General features: G+C 51.5%; 9 protein-coding genes. 3 read left to right on the top strand and 6 right to left on the bottom strand.

What is annotated here, in order from left to right; translation table 11 throughout:
• Positions 1 to 67: 67 nt before the first annotated feature.
• The 5 genes from GWG06_RS10060 to GWG06_RS10040 all read right to left on the bottom strand — a co-directional run bounded on the left by GWG06_RS10060 (position 68) and on the right by GWG06_RS10040 (position 12,507).
• A complete protein-coding gene (locus tag GWG06_RS10060) occupies positions 68 to 394 on the bottom strand; it encodes a YegP family protein (protein WP_127035036.1) in 327 nt (108 codons plus the stop codon).
• Between the two features lie 221 nt (positions 395 to 615).
• Positions 616 to 10,005, bottom strand: coding sequence for a non-ribosomal peptide synthetase (locus GWG06_RS10055; protein ID WP_160712986.1), 9,390 nt, complete (start codon positions 10,003 to 10,005; stop codon positions 616 to 618).
• A gap of 333 nt (positions 10,006 to 10,338) precedes the next feature.
• Complete coding sequence (locus GWG06_RS10050; RefSeq protein WP_127035040.1) at positions 10,339 to 10,917, bottom strand: hypothetical protein; 579 nt, start codon at positions 10,915 to 10,917, stop codon at positions 10,339 to 10,341.
• A 357-nt stretch (positions 10,918 to 11,274) separates the two neighbouring features.
• Positions 11,275 to 11,571, bottom strand: coding sequence for a hypothetical protein (locus tag GWG06_RS10045; protein WP_160712984.1), 297 nt, complete (start codon positions 11,569 to 11,571; stop codon positions 11,275 to 11,277).
• Positions 11,572 to 11,574: 3 nt separating this feature from the next.
• Entirely contained in the window at positions 11,575 to 12,507 is a 933-nt protein-coding gene (locus tag GWG06_RS10040; RefSeq protein WP_127035044.1) for a SphA family protein, read from the bottom strand.
• 96 nt (positions 12,508 to 12,603) lie between these two features.
• On the opposite strand from GWG06_RS10040, the gene GWG06_RS10035 reads away from it, so the two are divergent.
• Together GWG06_RS10035 and GWG06_RS10030 are read left to right on the top strand one after the other, a co-directional pair.
• The gene (locus GWG06_RS10035; RefSeq protein ID WP_127035046.1) at positions 12,604 to 13,185 is read left to right on the top strand and encodes a Crp/Fnr family transcriptional regulator; all 582 of its coding nucleotides are present in this window, start codon (positions 12,604 to 12,606) and stop codon (positions 13,183 to 13,185) included.
• Between the two features lie 309 nt (positions 13,186 to 13,494).
• The gene (locus tag GWG06_RS10030) at positions 13,495 to 15,126 is read left to right on the top strand and encodes a hybrid sensor histidine kinase/response regulator (RefSeq protein WP_158631327.1); all 1,632 of its coding nucleotides are present in this window, start codon (positions 13,495 to 13,497) and stop codon (positions 15,124 to 15,126) included.
• A gap of 35 nt (positions 15,127 to 15,161) precedes the next feature.
• Here GWG06_RS10030 and GWG06_RS10025 read toward each other — a convergent pair whose 3' ends face one another.
• A complete protein-coding gene (locus GWG06_RS10025) occupies positions 15,162 to 16,274 on the bottom strand; it encodes a terpene synthase family protein (protein WP_160712982.1) in 1,113 nt (370 codons plus the stop codon).
• A gap of 397 nt (positions 16,275 to 16,671) precedes the next feature.
• Between GWG06_RS10025 and GWG06_RS10020 the strand changes: the two genes are divergently transcribed.
• Complete coding sequence (locus tag GWG06_RS10020; protein ID WP_160712980.1) at positions 16,672 to 17,322, top strand: hypothetical protein; 651 nt, start codon at positions 16,672 to 16,674, stop codon at positions 17,320 to 17,322.
• Positions 17,323 to 17,460: the final 138 nt, after the last annotated feature.

Genomic DNA, 17,460 nt, shown 5'->3' with positions numbered 1-17,460 from the left:
CTTCGGTTAGCGCTTCGCTTCTACATTCGTAATTCGCAATTCGTAATTTGTAATTCCTAATTAACACTCAATCCTCTACCACACCCGCATCCGGTCCGTTCTTCTTAACGGATGCAATACCGTTATCTCTCGCGGCCTCACTTTCATACATCTCACTTGTCCCGATTACCTGTCCGTTGGCGGCTTTCAGGGTGAAATAGAATTTCCCGTTCTTCGCGGTAAGGCTGTCGTAACGGCCATCCTGGGAGGAATTGGTTTTTACGGATTCAATACCATTTAAACAGGCAGCTTTCGTGGTGTACATTTCGCTGGATAGAATAACCTGGTTGTTATCTGCCTTCAGATTAAAATAAAACTGGCCATCTTTGGCAATTTTGAGGTGAAACTTTCCCATGATTTGTAGATTTAAAGGAGATTTACAATCGTGCTATTATGTAACCAGTTGAGCTGGTGAATTGTTCAGCTGGTTATAAAAATAATTACGAATTGCGAATTACGAATGAAGAAGCGAAGAGCTAACCGAAGATTAAAGGAGGACATTTGACAGTTATCTCTCTTTAATCTTCGGTTAGCTCTTCGCTTCTTCATTCGTAATTCGCAATTCGTAATTCGTAATTACTCCGTCATAAACGCTATCTGCCTCAAATAATCCAGCATCAGGTGAATCTGCTGCTCGTTTATTTCAGGCCAGTGAAAGCCCAGTCGTTGCAATATGAGGTCTGTGGCATCGTTGCGCAGCTGACAGTAGCCTTGCGATACCGGTTCTTCATTGAAGATACTGGCATCCAGCAGCAGGCGGTTAATCATATCCCGGTGTGTATCATACATTGCCAGCATGCGCGTATAATAGGCGCCGGCAGGGACGGCTGTCAGCGGATAGCCGTAGCTGCTCAGAGCGGCGGCAAAGGTGGCGGCAGGCAACGGGCGGCTGTTCAGCACGTGGTAGTTGCCGTTCAGCAGCGCCTTCCTTTCAGATATCAGCAGGATGGCGGCGGCCACCTGATCGATGTTCGACATTTCCAGACCCTGGCCGCCAGGCATAGCGCCCAGCGTAACATACCCCTTTATCTCATGACAGAAGGCATTGTTCTCTATGTTCTCCTGGAAAATGCCGGAGACGCTGTCAAACGAAAGATGCCCTACCCGGTAAATATTCACCGGTATGCCCTTGTTACGGGCTTCTGCCAGGAGCCGTTCTGCTGCCATTTTACTCTTCAGGTAAAAGTTGGAGAGCGGCTGCCCTCTATCCATATCTGCTTCGGTAAAGAGATGTCCGCTGCCGGATGCTGCGCCGGCAATACCAGTGGTGGACATATGATGTATAACGATGTTGCGGTGCTGCGGATAATGCTGCAGGATCACTTCTACCGGATGTATGTTGGCCGCTTCGAAGGAAGCATAGCTGCCGTAGTGCTTCACATTGGCAGCAGCGTTAATGATGCTGTCTACCTGTTGCAGACAGGCATCCAGTGCTGGCTGCTCCAGCCCCAGGCAGGGTTGCGACAGATCGCCCTTCATTACGTGTAGCCGTTGCCGGTATGCATCCAGCGTTTCACCGAAATAGAAGGCATACTTTTCAGACAGGCGCTCAAAGGCATCTGCTCCGGCCCTTACAATGGTATGGATAGTACAGGAAGAACGTTGCAGCAATTCCCGCAGCAGGTAGATGCCAAGGAAGCCGGTAGCCCCCAGCAGCAGTACATGATGGGTTGTCAGCTTTTCATCCAGCGGGAGATCCTGCAGATGACGGAACTGATCTGCATAAGCCTGTTCCTGTTTGCACAGCTCCTCCGTGGTTATATCTGCGGGCGCCGCACCGGCGGTATCTTCCATGGCAGCCAATGCTGCCAGCTTTTCGCTGAAATAATCCTTCCGGTAAACAACATGCCTGGCAATGCCGGCAATGGTAGGATACATGAACAGGTCGTTGATGGATACCTGAAAATGCGCCTGCATCTTAGCGATGAGCCGTATAGCTATGATAGAGTTCCCACCCGATTCAAAAAAGCCCTGATGTATACCGATGTTTTCCAGCTGCAGCACACTTTTCCAGATATCTGTCAGCAGCGCTTCTTCTTTGCTGCGCGGCTCCTGTGGCTGTTGCGATACCTGCGCATTCCAGTCGGGCGCCGGCAGCGCTCTTTTGTTGACTTTTCCGTTGGGGGTAACAGGCAACTGTTCCAGCTCCATCAGCAAGGCCGGAATCATGTGTGCGGGCAGCTGTTCCCGCAGGTGTTCCATGATAGCCTCCCGGTGGAAAGGCCCGTCTGGCACGATATACGCTACCAGGATCCTGCTGGCGGTATCGGTACCGTGAACGGTTACACAGGCGTGCTTTACCTGCGGACTAGCCTGCAGCACCTTTTCAATTTCACCCGGTTCTATGCGGTAACCGCGGATCTTCACCTGTTCGTCCCGGCGGCCTATGTATTCTATATTGCCATCCGCAAGCCACCGGCAGATGTCGCCGCTCCTGTAAAGACGGCCGCCGGCGTGAAACGGGTTATCCATGAAACGGCCGGCTGTCAGCTCCGGCAGGTGCAGATAGCCCAGCGCCACCTGGGCGCCGCCGATGTATAATTCTCCCGGAACACCTACCGGACATACGTTTCCATCAGGCGACAATATATAAATCATCGTATTGTCTACCGGCTTGCCTATCGGTGGCAGCGGCCGCAGACGGTAGTCTTCCGGCCGGATGGTGTAAGCTGTCACCACATGTGTTTCAGACGGACCGTACTGGTTATGCAACGCCGCACCACAGGCCGTCATCAGCTGTTCTATATCCCTGCCTAGCTTCAGCTGTTCACCGGCAGTAAATACGTCGTATAGCCGTTGAGGATAGTCATTGTTTTCTACCGCATATACAGCCAGGCTTTGCAGCACTACATAAGGCAGAAACAGGCTGGTTACGCCGGCATCATGAATAACCTTCATCAGCGCAGGCATATCTTTACGTTCCTGCTCTGCAATGAGCCGTAGTTCTCCGCCGAAACAGAGTGTGAAAAATATCTCCTGGAAACTCACATCAAAATTGATACTGGCAAATTGCAGGACGGTATAAGCCTTTTCATAACCTGCCTGATCACGCTGCCACAGCAAGAGGTTTGACAGTGCGCTGTCGGGCATCTGCACGCCTTTGGGAGTACCTGTGGAACCGGAAGTATAGATCAGATAAGTGCACCGGTGAGGCGCATCCGTGCGCAGGGGGTTATCTGTCGTCTGTCCGGAAAAGTCTGTGGCGGCGGGTATCAGCAGTTTTTCCGCGTCCACTTCTGCAGCAATGATGGCATAACAGCTTTCATCTGTGAGGAGTACCGGATAAGCCGTGTCCTGCAATATGTGCCGGATGCGGGCAGCCGGATATCCCGGATCTACCGGCACATAGGCGGCGCCGGTTTTCAGTATCGCAGTAATGGCTACGATCAGATCCATGGAACGCTGCATACATACAGGAATGAAGGTATGTTCCCTTACTCCCTGCTGCTGCAGGTAATGCGCTATCCTGTTCGCTTTTTCATTCAGTGTGCGGTAGGTCATACGTTCTGCACCAAAACTGAGCGCAACAGCGTCCGGTGTGCGTGCAGCCTGCATTTCAAAGAGCGTTATTACCGGGGGCTGCGGACTGCGGTCCCTGCAGGTATCATTGAAGGTATGCAGCACCTGTTGTGTGGCTGCCGGCGTGAGCAGCGGCAATGATCCGATACGGCTTTCCGGTGCTGCAATAATGGCCAGCAGCAGTTGTTCATACTGCTGCATCATCCGCAGGATGGTATCTGCTTCATAGAGGTCGCTGCAATATTCCACGCGCAGCTGTAATCCTGCCGGTGTGGCGGTAGTTTCAACCGTCAGGTCGAATTTGGAGGTGATGATAGGTACCGGCAGACGGGATACCCTCAGATCCTGCAATGCCAGGTCTGGTATATCAGGAAGATTCTGCTGGATAAACATCACCTGAAACAGCGGCGTACGGCTTCTGTCGCGCTCCCCTCCTGCTACGGCATCTACTACCTGTTCAAAAGGCGCATCCTGGTGCATGTAGGCATCCAGTAAGGTAGCTTTCACGGCGGCCAGCAAGGTACGGAATGCCGGATCACCGCTCAGGTCACTGCGCAGCGCCAGCGTATTGACAAAGAAGCCTATCAGCTGCTCTGTTTCCTGGTGGGTACGATGTGCTACCGGACTGCCTACGCAGATATCTTCCTGCTGCGTATAACGGAACAGCAACACTTTAAAGGCGGCCAGCAAGGTCATAAACAGCGTCGTGCCTTCCTGCCTGGACAACTGTTCCAGCTGCCCCAATACAGGTACGGGGATGGTATAAAAGAGCGTATTGCCGGCAGTACTTTGTATGCCTGGTCTTGTAAAATCTGCCGGCAGCTGTAGCACAGATACATCCTGTAACTGCTGCTTCCAGTATTGCAGCTGCGTGTCCAGCAAAGTACCTCTTATGTGCTGCGATTGCCACAGGGTATAGTCTGCATACTGCACCGGCGGCAAAGGCAATGCCGGTGGCTGCTGCAGATGAAATGCCCGGTACAGTTCCATGAAAGAGGCAGCCAGTACGGACAGCGACCAGCCGTCGGCGGCTATATGGTGCATGACCAGTAACAACACATGTCTGTCTTCCGGAAGCCTTATCAGCTGTGCGCGGAAGAGGTAATCGGCGGTCAGGTCAAACGGTTGTACCGTAGCCATCTCCGCGTAGCGGGTCACGGCTTCCATATTTTCAAAAGATGCTGTAACGTGTTGCAGCTGCCAGTCAGCCGCCGGCAGCACCTGTTGCCAGGAGCCATCTTCATCAGCGCTGAATACGGTACGCAATACTTCATGTCTTTCTACTACTGCCTGCAACGCCTGTTCCAGTGCGGATATATCGAGTTCTCCTTCCAGCAGCAGCATGTCAGGAATATGATAGTTGACGCTGCCCTGCATGCGGTCCAGGAACCACAGGCGCGCCTGTGCGAAGGACAGCGGAATTTTTTCCGGGCGTGGCTGCACGGTGAGCGGCGGCAGTGCACGGCCTTTCTGCAATCCTTCCATATAGGCTGCCAGCGTATGTATGGTAGGATGCGTAAATACATCCTGGATGGTCAGCTCTGTTTCCAGTTGCTGGCGGATGGCGGCGACTACCCGTGTTACCAGCAGGGAGTGCCCGCCGAGGGAAAAGAAATTATCGTGTATGCCTATGGGTTTTACCGGCAACAGGGACTCCCATATGGCTGTCAGCACTGTTTCCGCATGCGTAACAGGAGCGGTGTAACTGCGCTGTGCTGCCGGTTGCTCCGGCTGTGGCAAGGCTTTACGGTCTATTTTACCGTTGACGGTCAGCGGCCATTTTTCCACCGGCATGATAACAGCCGGAATCATATAGGCCGGCAACCTGCTTTCCAGCTGTGCGGTCAGCACCGCGGCATCAAACGGGCCAGCAGGAATAACGTAGGCCAGCAGCCACCGCACGCCGTCAGCGCCGGTGGGGGCTACTACCAGCGCGGCTGTGACAGCCGCACATTGCAGCAATGCCTGTTCTATTTCGCCGGTTTCAATACGGTAACCACGGATCTTTACCTGGTCGTCTTTACGGCTGATATATTCCAGCGCGCCATCCGCGTGCTGCCGCACAATATCGCCGGTTTTATACCAACGGCCGGCAGCGCAGGCAGGCGTACGGAATTTAGCGGCGCTCAGCTCCGGATTGCTGACATATCCTGCGGTAACCCCTTCACCACCGATATACAGTTCGCCCGGAATACCGGCGGGCACAGGCTGCTCCAGCTGATCCAGCACCAGCACCTGCGTGTTGGACAACGGCCGGCCGATTGGAATACACGTATAGTCGTTTACGTTATTAACCAGGTGCCAGGTAGCAAAAACCGTAGTTTCTGTGGGGCCGTACACATGCACCAGCTTTCCGGGTCCCAGGGCGTCGAATGCTTTGTGTACATGCGGCACAGATACAGCTTCTCCGCCAAACATCAGCCGGCGGAGGCATTGCAGCGCAGGCAGACCGGTATCTGCGAAGCTGTTGAACAACGCGGTGGTCATGAAGCAGTGTGTCACCTGGTACTGCCTGATGTAACGCGATAAAGCGGCAATATCCGCGGCCTCTTCGTCCCTGATAAGGCACATCGCAGCGCCCTGCAGCAGCGTACCGAAAATTTCGTACACGGATCCGTCGAATGCGTAGTTGGACCATTGCAGCAATACGTCGCCGGGCTGCAAGGCAACCGGGCCTGTTTCATATGCCAGCTTCGCTATATTCCGGTGGCTCACGGCAATTCCTTTAGGACGGCCGCTGGTACCCGATGTATACATAATATAGGCGGTCGCGTTACTGTCTGCCGTTACCGGCAAAGGCGCCTGCGGGAACGTTGCTGCAGCTGACAGCGCAATACCGGCATCTGCCGGCACTTCGCTGGCGGCAAACAGTTTTTCATCTGTATAAAATATATGTTTTATCCCCGCATCTTCCATCATCGTGCGTAGCCGCGCTGCGGGATAATCGATGTGAAACGGCACATAGGCATTTCCGCTTTTCAGAATACCCATCATGGCGATTATCATCTCCGGCCCGCGCCGGGACAACAATCCGATATGCCCGCCGCTGCCACATCCTGCAGCATGCAGCTGCTGTGCTGCCTGATCGGATAGATGGTCCAGCATGGCGTAAGACAACGTAATATCATCTGTCATTATCGCGGCGGCAGACGGAGACAGGGCAGCCTGTTCACGAAACAGCTGTACCACGGTTCTATCACGGGGGAAATCGGCAGCGGTAGCATTCCAGGCTCCCTGCAGGGGTGGCATATCTGTTTCAGCAGATAACGGTAACGCAGCTACGACGCTGTCAGGCGTAAGCACGATGGCCTGCAGCAGCGCCTGGAAATGCGCGGCCATACGCAATACCGTTTCCGGCAGAAATAAATCCGTACAATATTCCAGCCTACCGATCAGCCCACCGGCACTTTCTTCCAGCTGAAAAGTAAGATCAAATTTGGAAGTGGAAGATACCGGCTGCTCTGTTGTAACGGTCATCTCTCCCAACGCCGTCAGTGCTGATTCAGGCATATTCTGTAATACAAACATCACCTGGAACAGCGGGCTGCGGCTGGCATCACGTTCCTTCACCACCGCCTCCACCACCTTTTCAAACGGCACCTCTTGCCAGGCGTAGGCATCGAGCGTGGTTTGCTTCACCTGTGACAGCAATGCACGGAAAGACAGGTCCGGCTGCACATCGCTGCGCAGCGCCAGGGAGTTGATAAAGAAGCCGATGAGACTTTCCGTTTCCTGCCTTAGCCTGCCGGACACAGGAATGCCTACGCATATATCTTGCTGTCCGCTGTAGCGATGCAACAATACATTGAAAGCGGTCAGCAGCGTCATAAACAGCGTAGCGCCTTCTGCCTGTGATAATTGCTGCAGCTGTGCGGTTAACGTTTTATCTATATTCACCGGCACGGTTGCACCACGTCTGCGTTGTATGGCAGCGCGCGGAAAATCTGCCGGGAGTTGCAGCGGCACTGCTTCCGCCAGCTGGCTACGCCAGTATTGCAGCTGCGCTTCCTGCCGGGCGGGGGTGAGATAGGTCTGCTGCCAGCGGGCATAATCCGCATACTGGATTTCCAGCATAGGCAGCTCTGGTATGCCACCCGCACAGAACGTCTCATAGCAGGTCTTCAGCTCAGTAGTCAGCACCTGCAGCGACCAGCCGTCTGATGCAATATGATGCATCGTCAGCAGCAGCAGGTGATCCGCGTCCTCTACCCGGATGATGTGCGCACGCAGCGGGTGGTCTTGCGAGAGGTTGAATGGCTTTTCAATAAGTGATGACAGGATAACGCCGGCCTCGCCGGGATTATTACGTATATCCATGACCGTAGCACGCCATTGTCCTTTCTCCAGTATATGCTGGTAATGTTGTGTACCGGTGGTATGTATGACTGTGCGCAGCACTTCATGCCGGTCGGTGATGTACTGTAAAGCCTGTTCCAGCGCCGGTGTATTCAGATTACCTTTCAGCCGCAAGATCAGTGGCATATGGTATTGTACGCTGCCTTCCAGCTGATCGATGAAGAACAGCCTTTCCTGGCTGAATGACAACGGCATCAGCGCGGGCCTGTCTTCTGTACCGATCATGTGCTGTGCACAGTGTTCCCGCAGGTCTGTCAACTCTGCCATCTGCGCGATGGTAGGATGTGCAAACAATTCCTTTACGGATATTTCCTTCTGCAGATGCCTGCGTATGAGGGATTGCAGGCGCATAGCCAGCAGGGAATGACCGCCCAGTTCAAAAAAATGATCGTGGATACCAGGAGCAGGCAGCTGCAACAGGGAGGTCCATAATTGCGCCAGCGTTTCTTCCGTGGCTGTACGCGGTGCGGTATAGGCATTGCGGCGGAAGGCTGCCGCATCCGGCTCCGGCAATGCCCGTTTATCTGCTTTACCGTTGCTGGTCACCGGTATATGCGGCAACGCCATAAATACGGCAGGCATCATGTAATCCGGCAGCCTGTCTGCCAGAAAAGCCCGCAGGGCTGCTGTACCGGCTTGCTCTTTCAGCACCACATATGCTACGATTTTCTTCCCGGTCAGTACATCTTCCTTTACCATAACTACTGCCTGGGTAACCAGACCAGACTGTCCGATTACGCTCTCTATCTCTCCTGGTTCTATCCGGTATCCGCGGATCTTTACCTGGTCATCTTTACGGCTGATGTACTCAATATTTCCATCCGGCAGCAGGCAGCATATATCGCCGCTTTTATAGAGTCTGCCGCCTCCAGGTGTAAAGGGATCCGCAATGAATCGGTCGGCTGTAAGCTCCGGCCGGTGAAGGTATCCGCGCGCTACCTGTACACCGCCGATATACAGTTCTCCCGGTGTGCCTGCCGGGCACAGATGCCCCTGTTCATCTACAATATACAGTACGGTATTGTATACGGGCCGGCCTACCGGCGGCAGCGGCCGATGCTGGTAATCAGCTGCCTGCACGGTATAGGACGTTACTACATGCGCTTCTGAAGGGCCGTACTGGTTGTGCAGCCGCGCGCCTGTCTGCTCCATGAATTGCTGCAGATCAGCGCCCAGCTTCAGCTGTTCACCTGCTGTAAATACATCCAGCAACGCGCCGGGATACAGGCTGCTGTCTGCCGCATATACCGCCAGGCTTTGCAACACGATATACGGAAGAAATAAACAGTTGATCTGACCGGAGATAATTTTCCGGCTGAGGATAGCCATATCTTTTCGCTCCTCTTCTGTAATCAGGTGCAGACAGCCGCCGAAGCACAGTGCGAAGAATATCTCCTGGAAGCTGACATCGAAATTGATGCTGGCAAACTGGAGCACGTGGTGCGGCAGCGTGTAATCTACCTGGTCCCTCTGCCACAGCAGCAGGTTAGACAATGCACTGTCAGGCATCTGAATACCTTTGGGCGTGCCGGTAGATCCGGATGTGTAGATGATGTAGGTACATCTGTCCGGATGATAATGATGTTCCTGATTGGCGGCAGACAATACGGACAATCGTTCCTGTATTTCCGGGGCATTCAGCGGAATAATAACCTTGTCTGCCGCCGGCAGCTGATGCCGGCTTTGTTCATCCGTAATCATCAGTGTGTATTGCGTATCGTGCAGGATATGCAGCAGGCGTGCCTGCGGGTAGTCCGGATCCAGCGGCACGTAGGCGGCGCCGGCTTTCAGCACCGCCAGTACTGCCATAATCAGCGCAGGCGAGCGGTGGAGGCATACAGGCACCGGCGATTCCGCTGTAATGCCTTGCTGCTGCAGATAACGGGCCAGCTGATTGGCTTGTTCATTCAGCTGCCGGTAAGTGAGCTGTTGTCCGTGGAAAACTACAGCGATAGCGTCCGGCGTACGATCGGCCTGCAGTTCAAACATAGTGATTACGTCTTCGCGGACGGGGGCGCCGGGTGTTTTTTTCTCGTCAACAAACGGGGTGGCAGTATACTGGCGTTGGCTATCCAGCAATTCATGTGGCATATGTGTGAGGTTTAGTGGCTTAATAAAGTATCATAGGAATGAAAAGCATGCACAGTGCAGGCCTGACGGATCATGCATCATATACATCTATCATTCGCAGGAATAGCAATTATCCGGATATATGGTTTTCCGTTATCATGGTTTAACAATCAAAGTATTTGCGTTCGGGCTTAAATGTCTACGGAGAAAATGAGTGACCGCAAGCAGTAAATAACCGTAACCTGAAGGTAAAGAAAATATTGCTGAAGAAATGATAATCGGGGTACTAAAATAAAAAAGCTCCGGGCCTGTTTACCCGAAGCCTTTACGGTATAAATAATATGCTGTACAATACTAGTGGGCGCGCTTTTTAGGTTTGGGAATCACCTGGCAGCATTTACCATTTTTATCTGATGGCGAAGCGAGGTAAACACCGTTTACCTTTTGATCGGTGGCGGTAGTCAGCTCAGCATCATAGGTAATTTTCCCTTTCCTGATTTCATAGAATTTAGACGGCACATAATACATGGAATCAGCTGCAGGATAGGTAGCCGTCAGCTCGCTGCCGCCGAACTCGCTGTTACCGTCGCGATCCCAGTCCTTGATATCAGAACTTACTGCGCTCAGTATAGAATCAGCGCGTGAATACTCAACATTAAACACGATCAGCCGGTCTTTCTGCGGGCGGTTACTCACCTCCAGGAACAGGAAAACAGACTTATCACTTTCCACCAGGCGGTTGCGTTTACTATTGTAATTAATACTGTCGGCCGCAAACTGGAATGCCTTTTTTCCATTCACGAAAATAGTACCCTTATACACGGTAATCATTTGCTGAATACTGCTGGTAAAATGTAATTCATTGCGCGGTTTCTGGGCTACAGCCGGCAGGCAGATAAACAGTAAGAGGGATAGTTTGAAATAACGGAGCATAGTTTTGGAATAAGGCAGTAAGTTAGCAAAGAATTGCGAATTACGAATTGCGAATTACGAATGAAGAAGCGAAGATTAAAGTGGATAACCATAAAATATCCATTCAAGGCAGTAAGTTAGCAAAGAATTGCGAATTACGAATTACGAATTGCGAATGAAGAAGCGAAGATTAAAGTGGATAACTATAAAATATCCATTCAAGGCAGTAAGTTAGCAAAGAATTACGAATTGCGAATGAAGAAGCGAAGATTAAAGTGGATAACTATAAAATATCCATTCTTTATCCGCTTATGTCTTCGCTTCTTCATTCGTAATTCGCAATTCGTAATTCGTAATTCCTGATATTAATCCAAACCATCAGTACACAACCGATGCCCAGGTACAGGGTTCTGTGCTGATAAGGCCCACACAGCCACCGTGCAATATTACCAGCAGCTTCTCCCTGCCGGTGAAATACCGTGTTGCCTCCCGCCTGCCTGGCGGCAATGCATTCAGCAACAACAGGAATACCAGCCCGGTAAATACCTGCGCAAAAGTGATGGCAGGTACATCATATCCGTCTCCGCGGGCCAGCTTCACAAAAGTGCCGAGAATGCCAAAGCTGACCGCCCCCGCCATCACACACCCGATGGCCGTGATAAACCCTTTCTTCATACGTCAGTTTAATTTATAGGCCACTTTCAGCGTAGGCCGCACGCCGGCAGTACGGTTACGCGCTGCCGTTTCAAAAAATACCTTCGCCTCTGCCGCCAAGCCGCCCTTTGTCACATAACTGATACCCGGGCCGATGCCCAGCACCTGCTCCCGCGTATCGGCAATACCGTAGGTCCGCTGATAGTAATGCCGGTCGCCGCGATAGTCATCCTGCGTGAACTGCCGCAGGTAATAACCTGCTACCGCTGCGCGCAGCGAGCCGGCAATACGCTGCTCCAGCGAATAGTTCATATTGTAGAACATGCCCGCACGGGTATCCGCATCTATCTTCCTGAAGTTATAGTTAACATGATGCCGCATGCTTACGCTCAGGTCTTTGGTGAAAAACAGCGTAAAGGCATAATAGCCGGTGAGTGTAAAAAAACGGGAAGAAGGATTGACCGCATATTGTGTATTGTACGCACCTGCAGGAACAGCCAGATCTATTTCCGCCCGGTGCCAGTAAGACAGGCCCAGCAACTTTCTGTCGGACCATTGTATCACCGGGCCGAAAATGAATCCCCCGATAACGCCGGGATTGATGGTGGGCGCATGATTTCCACCGGATGATGATAACTTCACCACCGGTAGCAAGGCGCTGAAAGCAAGATTTCCGCCCAGTACCTTCCGGTTGGTTTCATATATCAGCTGATGCATGGATAACAGGGAGCTGATGCCGGCGGCATCCTCCTGCTGTTCGCCGTGAGCATTTCTCCATTCACGGGCTTGATAAATCTGCAGGTATTGCACATAATATAATCCGGGACCGGGAGAAACGCCGTCCTGGATATTAGCCATTCCGAAATTGGCGGCCGGCAGTACCGGGTCCTGAGCCAGGCCCGCAGCGGTTATTCCCAGCAACAGCAGGAGTGTCAGTTGAATACGTAATTGCCACATAGCACAGTGTGTAAGTTTATGTGACAAAATTAACCGGCGGCTACCCTTCAAAAAATTAAGGTACCTTTAGAAATCAGACAGGCAGACAATACCACCATGTTCCAGCAAATACTGAAAAATATTGCCCGACACGTTACATTAACCAGTGAAGAAGCCGATGAATTCTGCTCGCTGCTGGAAGTAAAACAGGTAAAGAAAAGAGCGCACCTCATCCGGTACGGTGAAATCTGCGATTACGAAGGATACGTCAACAAAGGCAGTCTCCGTACTTTTTTTAAAGATCCTGAAGGCGCAGAACATACCGTTTACCTGGCTATTGAAGACTGGTGGATTTCAGATCTGAACAGCCGTATTTATAAAACCCCTTCCCGGTATGAAGTAGTGGCGCTGGAAGACGCTGAAGTTTTCCTGATAAGAGATGAAGCCCTCGAAGCATTTCTGGCGAAAGTACCCTGCATGGAGCATTTCTACCGTAAGCTGTTCCAGTATTCAGTTGCCGTTTATCAGGAAAAACTGCTGCAGGCGCATCAGCTGACCGCAGCAGAACGTTACCGGTATTTCAGGAATAAATACCCGGAATTTGACCGGCGTATTCCACAGAAATACATCGCTTCCTTCCTCGGACTTACGCCGGAATTTTTCAATACCGTCAGGTCACAGGTGCTGAAAAAAGAATAACTATTAACCTGACGGAGAGAAATCCAATTAACCATTTTTTAACGTATATTGCATATAGTACACTGTTATTACCGGGCCTGCACTCCTGTTACACTGCAAGCGATTACAACTGAAGAAATTTAAAGAATCAGACTTATTCCGGATTTGCATACGCCCCAGTTAAAATAGAATACCTGCAAGATTATCAGGACCAACATGACTAAAACTATGAACCCTCAGGCAAACCATTCCATGTTCCCGTGGCTAAATCGATTGTTTAACATAGGAACCCGATACCTCACCGATGACGAACAGATCAACAGAGTCGTTATGGTAAACCGCATTGCTGCCGGTATCAGCTTCTGTATTCTTATCATTGCACCGATCGTATATTTCCTGACAGACAGCACCACCATTCTGCTGGCCGTTGCGCTGGAATTCCTGATCAATAACCTGGTGCTGGTACTGAATCACTATAAAAAACACAAACAGGCCGGGCTGGTGCTGTTCTTTCTTCAATGCACCGCCATCAGCTACTTCGGCGCCATCATGGGGTCCATGCTGCAGTTACATTTCATGGTACTGTTTCTCATCTCCATCAACTACCTGATATTTCTGAAGAAAGAAAAAATCTACCGCAATATCTGCCTGGTGGCCGCCATCATCACCCTGGCAGGATTACAGGTCAGCTACTTCTATACCAATCACCTCACGGTTTCCAATACCGCCGCCATGATTATCCAGAGCATGGCTATCAGCGGCGCCATGTTCCTCGTACTCGTCATTGCCAAGCCCAGCTATGTGAAAAGCAACGACGCCAATAAGGAACTGACCCGGGCTAACCGCTTCAAGACAATGCTGTACAGCGTAGTATCGCATGAGTTACGGAACGACCTGTTCAAAATAGGTAACCTGGTTGGCTATATTAAAAGAGAAATAGCATTGGGCAGAAATATTAAAACCATAGAACCGATGGTGGACCACCTGCAGCAGGTAGCCCTCAATGCCACCACCGTGGTGAATACCGTACTGAACACCGCCAGCGAAGAATCCGGCAGGGAAGTAGACAATAACATTGAACCGGTGGATTTCCGGGAATACCTGCAGAAAATTATTGCACTGGACAGAATGTCCGCACAGTCCAGGAACCTGAAAATAGAACTGAACATTGACCCTTCCTTTCCCACAGTCATTTATACAGACCTCTTCCGCTTCCGGGAGATATTCACCAATCTTACCAGCAATGCCCTGAAGTATTCGTATAAGCATACCGTTATTCAGGTGGAGGTACGTACGGGCATCCGGAATTACACGATCAGGGTAAGTAACACCGGGGATACGATTCCGGCAGATATACAGCGTAATATCTTCAATCCCTTCATCACCAACAAGAGCGCCAGGATAGAAGGCACCGGGCTGGGGCTGTTCATCTGCGCCAATTCCGTGCGCATGTTACAAGGCAGCATACAGGTATCCAGCGCCAGCAACCTCACCACGTTCACGCTGACCCTGCCCCTGCAGGAAGGCACCACCGCGGATCTGCGGGACAACACCACGGAATCCGGCATGGCGCCCATGCCCTATCATATACTGGTAGCGGATGATGATGAGTTCAGCCGCAAGGTGATGGAAAAAAACCTGGCCATTGCAGGATGCCGTGTCAGCGGCGCAGAGAACGGCATAGAGGTCATAGAAAAAGCACAGAAAGAATCCCCAGATGTCATTGTGCTGGACTATTACATGCCGCGGCTCAATGGTATAGAAACCTGCCGCCTGCTGAAACAGCATCCTGATACCCGGCATATTCCCGTGGTGATCGCCAGCGGTATGGATGCCGGCAGTATGGAAAACGAACTGACCGAAGCAGGCGTTGATGGCGTGCTGACAAAGCCTTATACCATGAAAGACCTGCGCGCACTGCTCCATAAAGTAATACCTGCTCCGGTAGAGCATATACGGTAATAACGCTACCCTATATACGTTTTTTCTGCTTTACTTCATGCCTCCTGCAGGGTTGTTTCCCTGAAAATGGAGTCCATACGTTTGTAGCGGCGGGTGTACACCTGCCATATCCAGGAAGCCTGCACACACTGCCTGATACCATGCAGGCACACATTCATATCTTCCACCTCGGGGGCATGGGTGGTTTCCAGCATACGCAGCCTGTTCTCCATGCGGCTCACGGTTTCAAAATATCCGGAGAGGCATTTATTCACGATAGCGGCCACCTGTCTAATAACGGCCGGCAGCGGGAGTTCGGGGTTATTCAGCGCATACACGGCCACCAGATTGGTATCTGTATGACAATCGATCACTTCTTTCTCAAAGCTGAACAGGTCGTTGGAGAGCGCGCCGAACAAGGCAGTATCCCGCTGTAACTGTTCCATGTCTGCTTTCATTCCCTGCCGTTCCAGCCATTTCCAGTCCAGGAACCTGCCGGTGGCATATTCTATCAGCAGCAGAATATGCGGCATACCGGAGGTGTGCAGCCGTAAATTAATATATTCGTTCACGTTAAGCACCTTTTGCAATCCGCCGGAAGTGGTGTCCCGGTGGGTAATACCTATATGGTAGGAATACATTTTCAGGAATTCGCGGAACCAGGCATCGGGAGAAGTATCACGGATTTCGCAAAGCATTTCATAGTTGGCGCTTTCCACGGGCAGCGGAAGGGCAGGCAGCTGAAAGTTGTCTGACAGGGAAGCCATACGCCGGATCATGCGTGCCGCTTCCTGCTGACGTGCCGGCGATAATTTCCGGAATACATCCCTGCCGATGGTTTCGTTCAGGTAATAATCCACGGCGCAGTTTTTAACTACGTATACCCCTCGCTGATAGTCGGCCGCCGGGAAGAGGTAAGTAGCGCAGGTAAGATAATGTTCGCCTGACTGTAGCCAGATGCCGTAGCTGTGACTCCAGTTTTTAACGGCTGAAGTCAGCTGATCGTTGGCAGCATTGGGATGATAGCTTCTGCAATAGTCGGCAATACTGGGATGAGGACCGTCGAGCAGATTGAGGAGGGATAATTTTTTTCCGGAAGCCAGCAAGCCGGAATAGCTTTTCCGCAGCCGGGCGATACCCGCTGCTGCGGCAGTTTTAGTTGTTTGCATACTGTTATATTATTGGTTAGAAAATACCTGAAGCGGCTGTGTCTGTGGGCATTCAGTCTTATACCGTGCGGAAGTGTAACAACCATTGCTCAATGGTTATCCTGTACCGGTGGATGAAATGGGCACTGCCCGGAGGAAAAATCACATTCAAACATGCGTTCACATTACTTTCGTTGCTTGTTTCTAATAGGAGTATCCGGCTAAATGTGCGGCAAAATGGTTACTTCGGATATTGGCATCAATTACTACGTGCATCACCTGTTTTGCATTCACGAAATGATGCTGGTATTTCTAATTTAGCTAAATTGGACAAATTTGCAATATTTTAGATGTAACATTTTGGTAAATCATAACTGCAGCTATATTGCAGATGTATTCCTTCAAAATGTTCCTGCTTATGGGAAAAGGTTACCGTTATATCGCGATGCTGCTTGTCTGCTGGTGCGCCTGCACTCCTCCCCCTGCGCTCCGCACGCAGCTGGAAGAAATGGCCGGACTGCCCCGCGGGAGTATTATCACACTGGATTCCTTTCCGCTGAAAGGTGTTTCTGTGATGATGATGAAAACAGATACGCAGGTATATACCTTTCTGCGGCATACCCGTTGGCAGCTGGCTGACAGCGGCTTTGAGGCCAGCCAGTTCCTGCAGGCTGACATCAACGGCGACCGGCAGCCGGATATTGCAGCCACCGGCATGGCAGATGTATACGGTATGCGCACCACGCATATTTATCTGCAGCGGGGAGACAGCTTCCGGACGGCCATCATTCCGCGTAATGCCTGCGAAGCCCGGTATGACAGTCTTTCCGGCCTGGTGCGTAGTTTTTATCAGGCAGGCGCCAACGGGATACACCTGAAAGAAGAATACAGCTGGCGGCTGGATACACTGCTGCTGAAAAGAGGGGTGCGCCTGGACTGCTCCGATCCCCGTTACATGACCACTTCCTGGTATCACCGCGAAGGCGCCGCCATCGTTACCGATAAAACGCTGCAGGGCGGCCCGTCATACTTTGATACCGCCTTCTGGCCCCTGTATTATAACCACTGAAATGATAATGAGGCGGAGCAGACAACCGACAGCGTTACTCCACTCCCCTAGACCGCAGCATGCTCTGTATCGCCTGCAGGGATACACCTCCTACTTCTCCGGTATCAAAAAGCATATGTCTTACATTATCTCCCTGAC

The sequence above is a fragment of the Chitinophaga solisilvae genome (assembly GCF_009928525.1).
GTDB classification, from domain to species: domain Bacteria; phylum Bacteroidota; class Bacteroidia; order Chitinophagales; family Chitinophagaceae; genus Chitinophaga; species Chitinophaga solisilvae.
This window is presented reverse-complemented; position numbering and strand designations above follow the sequence as displayed.

What these genes read in the sequence shown, in the direction of transcription:
- GWG06_RS10060 (WP_127035036.1), bottom strand. Translation starts at nt 394, where the DNA reads ATGGGAAAGTTTCACCTCAAAATTGCCAAAGATGGCCAGTTTTATTTT.
- GWG06_RS10055 (WP_160712986.1), bottom strand. Translation starts at nt 10,005, where the DNA reads ATGCCACATGAATTGCTGGATAGCCAACGCCAGTATACTGCCACCCCG.
- GWG06_RS10050 (WP_127035040.1), bottom strand. Translation starts at nt 10,917, where the DNA reads ATGCTCCGTTATTTCAAACTATCCCTCTTACTGTTTATCTGCCTGCCG.
- GWG06_RS10045 (WP_160712984.1), bottom strand. Translation starts at nt 11,571, where the DNA reads ATGAAGAAAGGGTTTATCACGGCCATCGGGTGTGTGATGGCGGGGGCG.
- GWG06_RS10040 (WP_127035044.1), bottom strand. Translation starts at nt 12,507, where the DNA reads ATGTGGCAATTACGTATTCAACTGACACTCCTGCTGTTGCTGGGAATA.
- GWG06_RS10035 (WP_127035046.1), top strand. Translation starts at nt 12,604, where the DNA reads ATGTTCCAGCAAATACTGAAAAATATTGCCCGACACGTTACATTAACC.
- GWG06_RS10030 (WP_158631327.1), top strand. Translation starts at nt 13,495, where the DNA reads ATGGTAAACCGCATTGCTGCCGGTATCAGCTTCTGTATTCTTATCATT.
- GWG06_RS10025 (WP_160712982.1), bottom strand. Translation starts at nt 16,274, where the DNA reads ATGCAAACAACTAAAACTGCCGCAGCAGCGGGTATCGCCCGGCTGCGG.
- GWG06_RS10020 (WP_160712980.1), top strand. Translation starts at nt 16,672, where the DNA reads ATGGGAAAAGGTTACCGTTATATCGCGATGCTGCTTGTCTGCTGGTGC.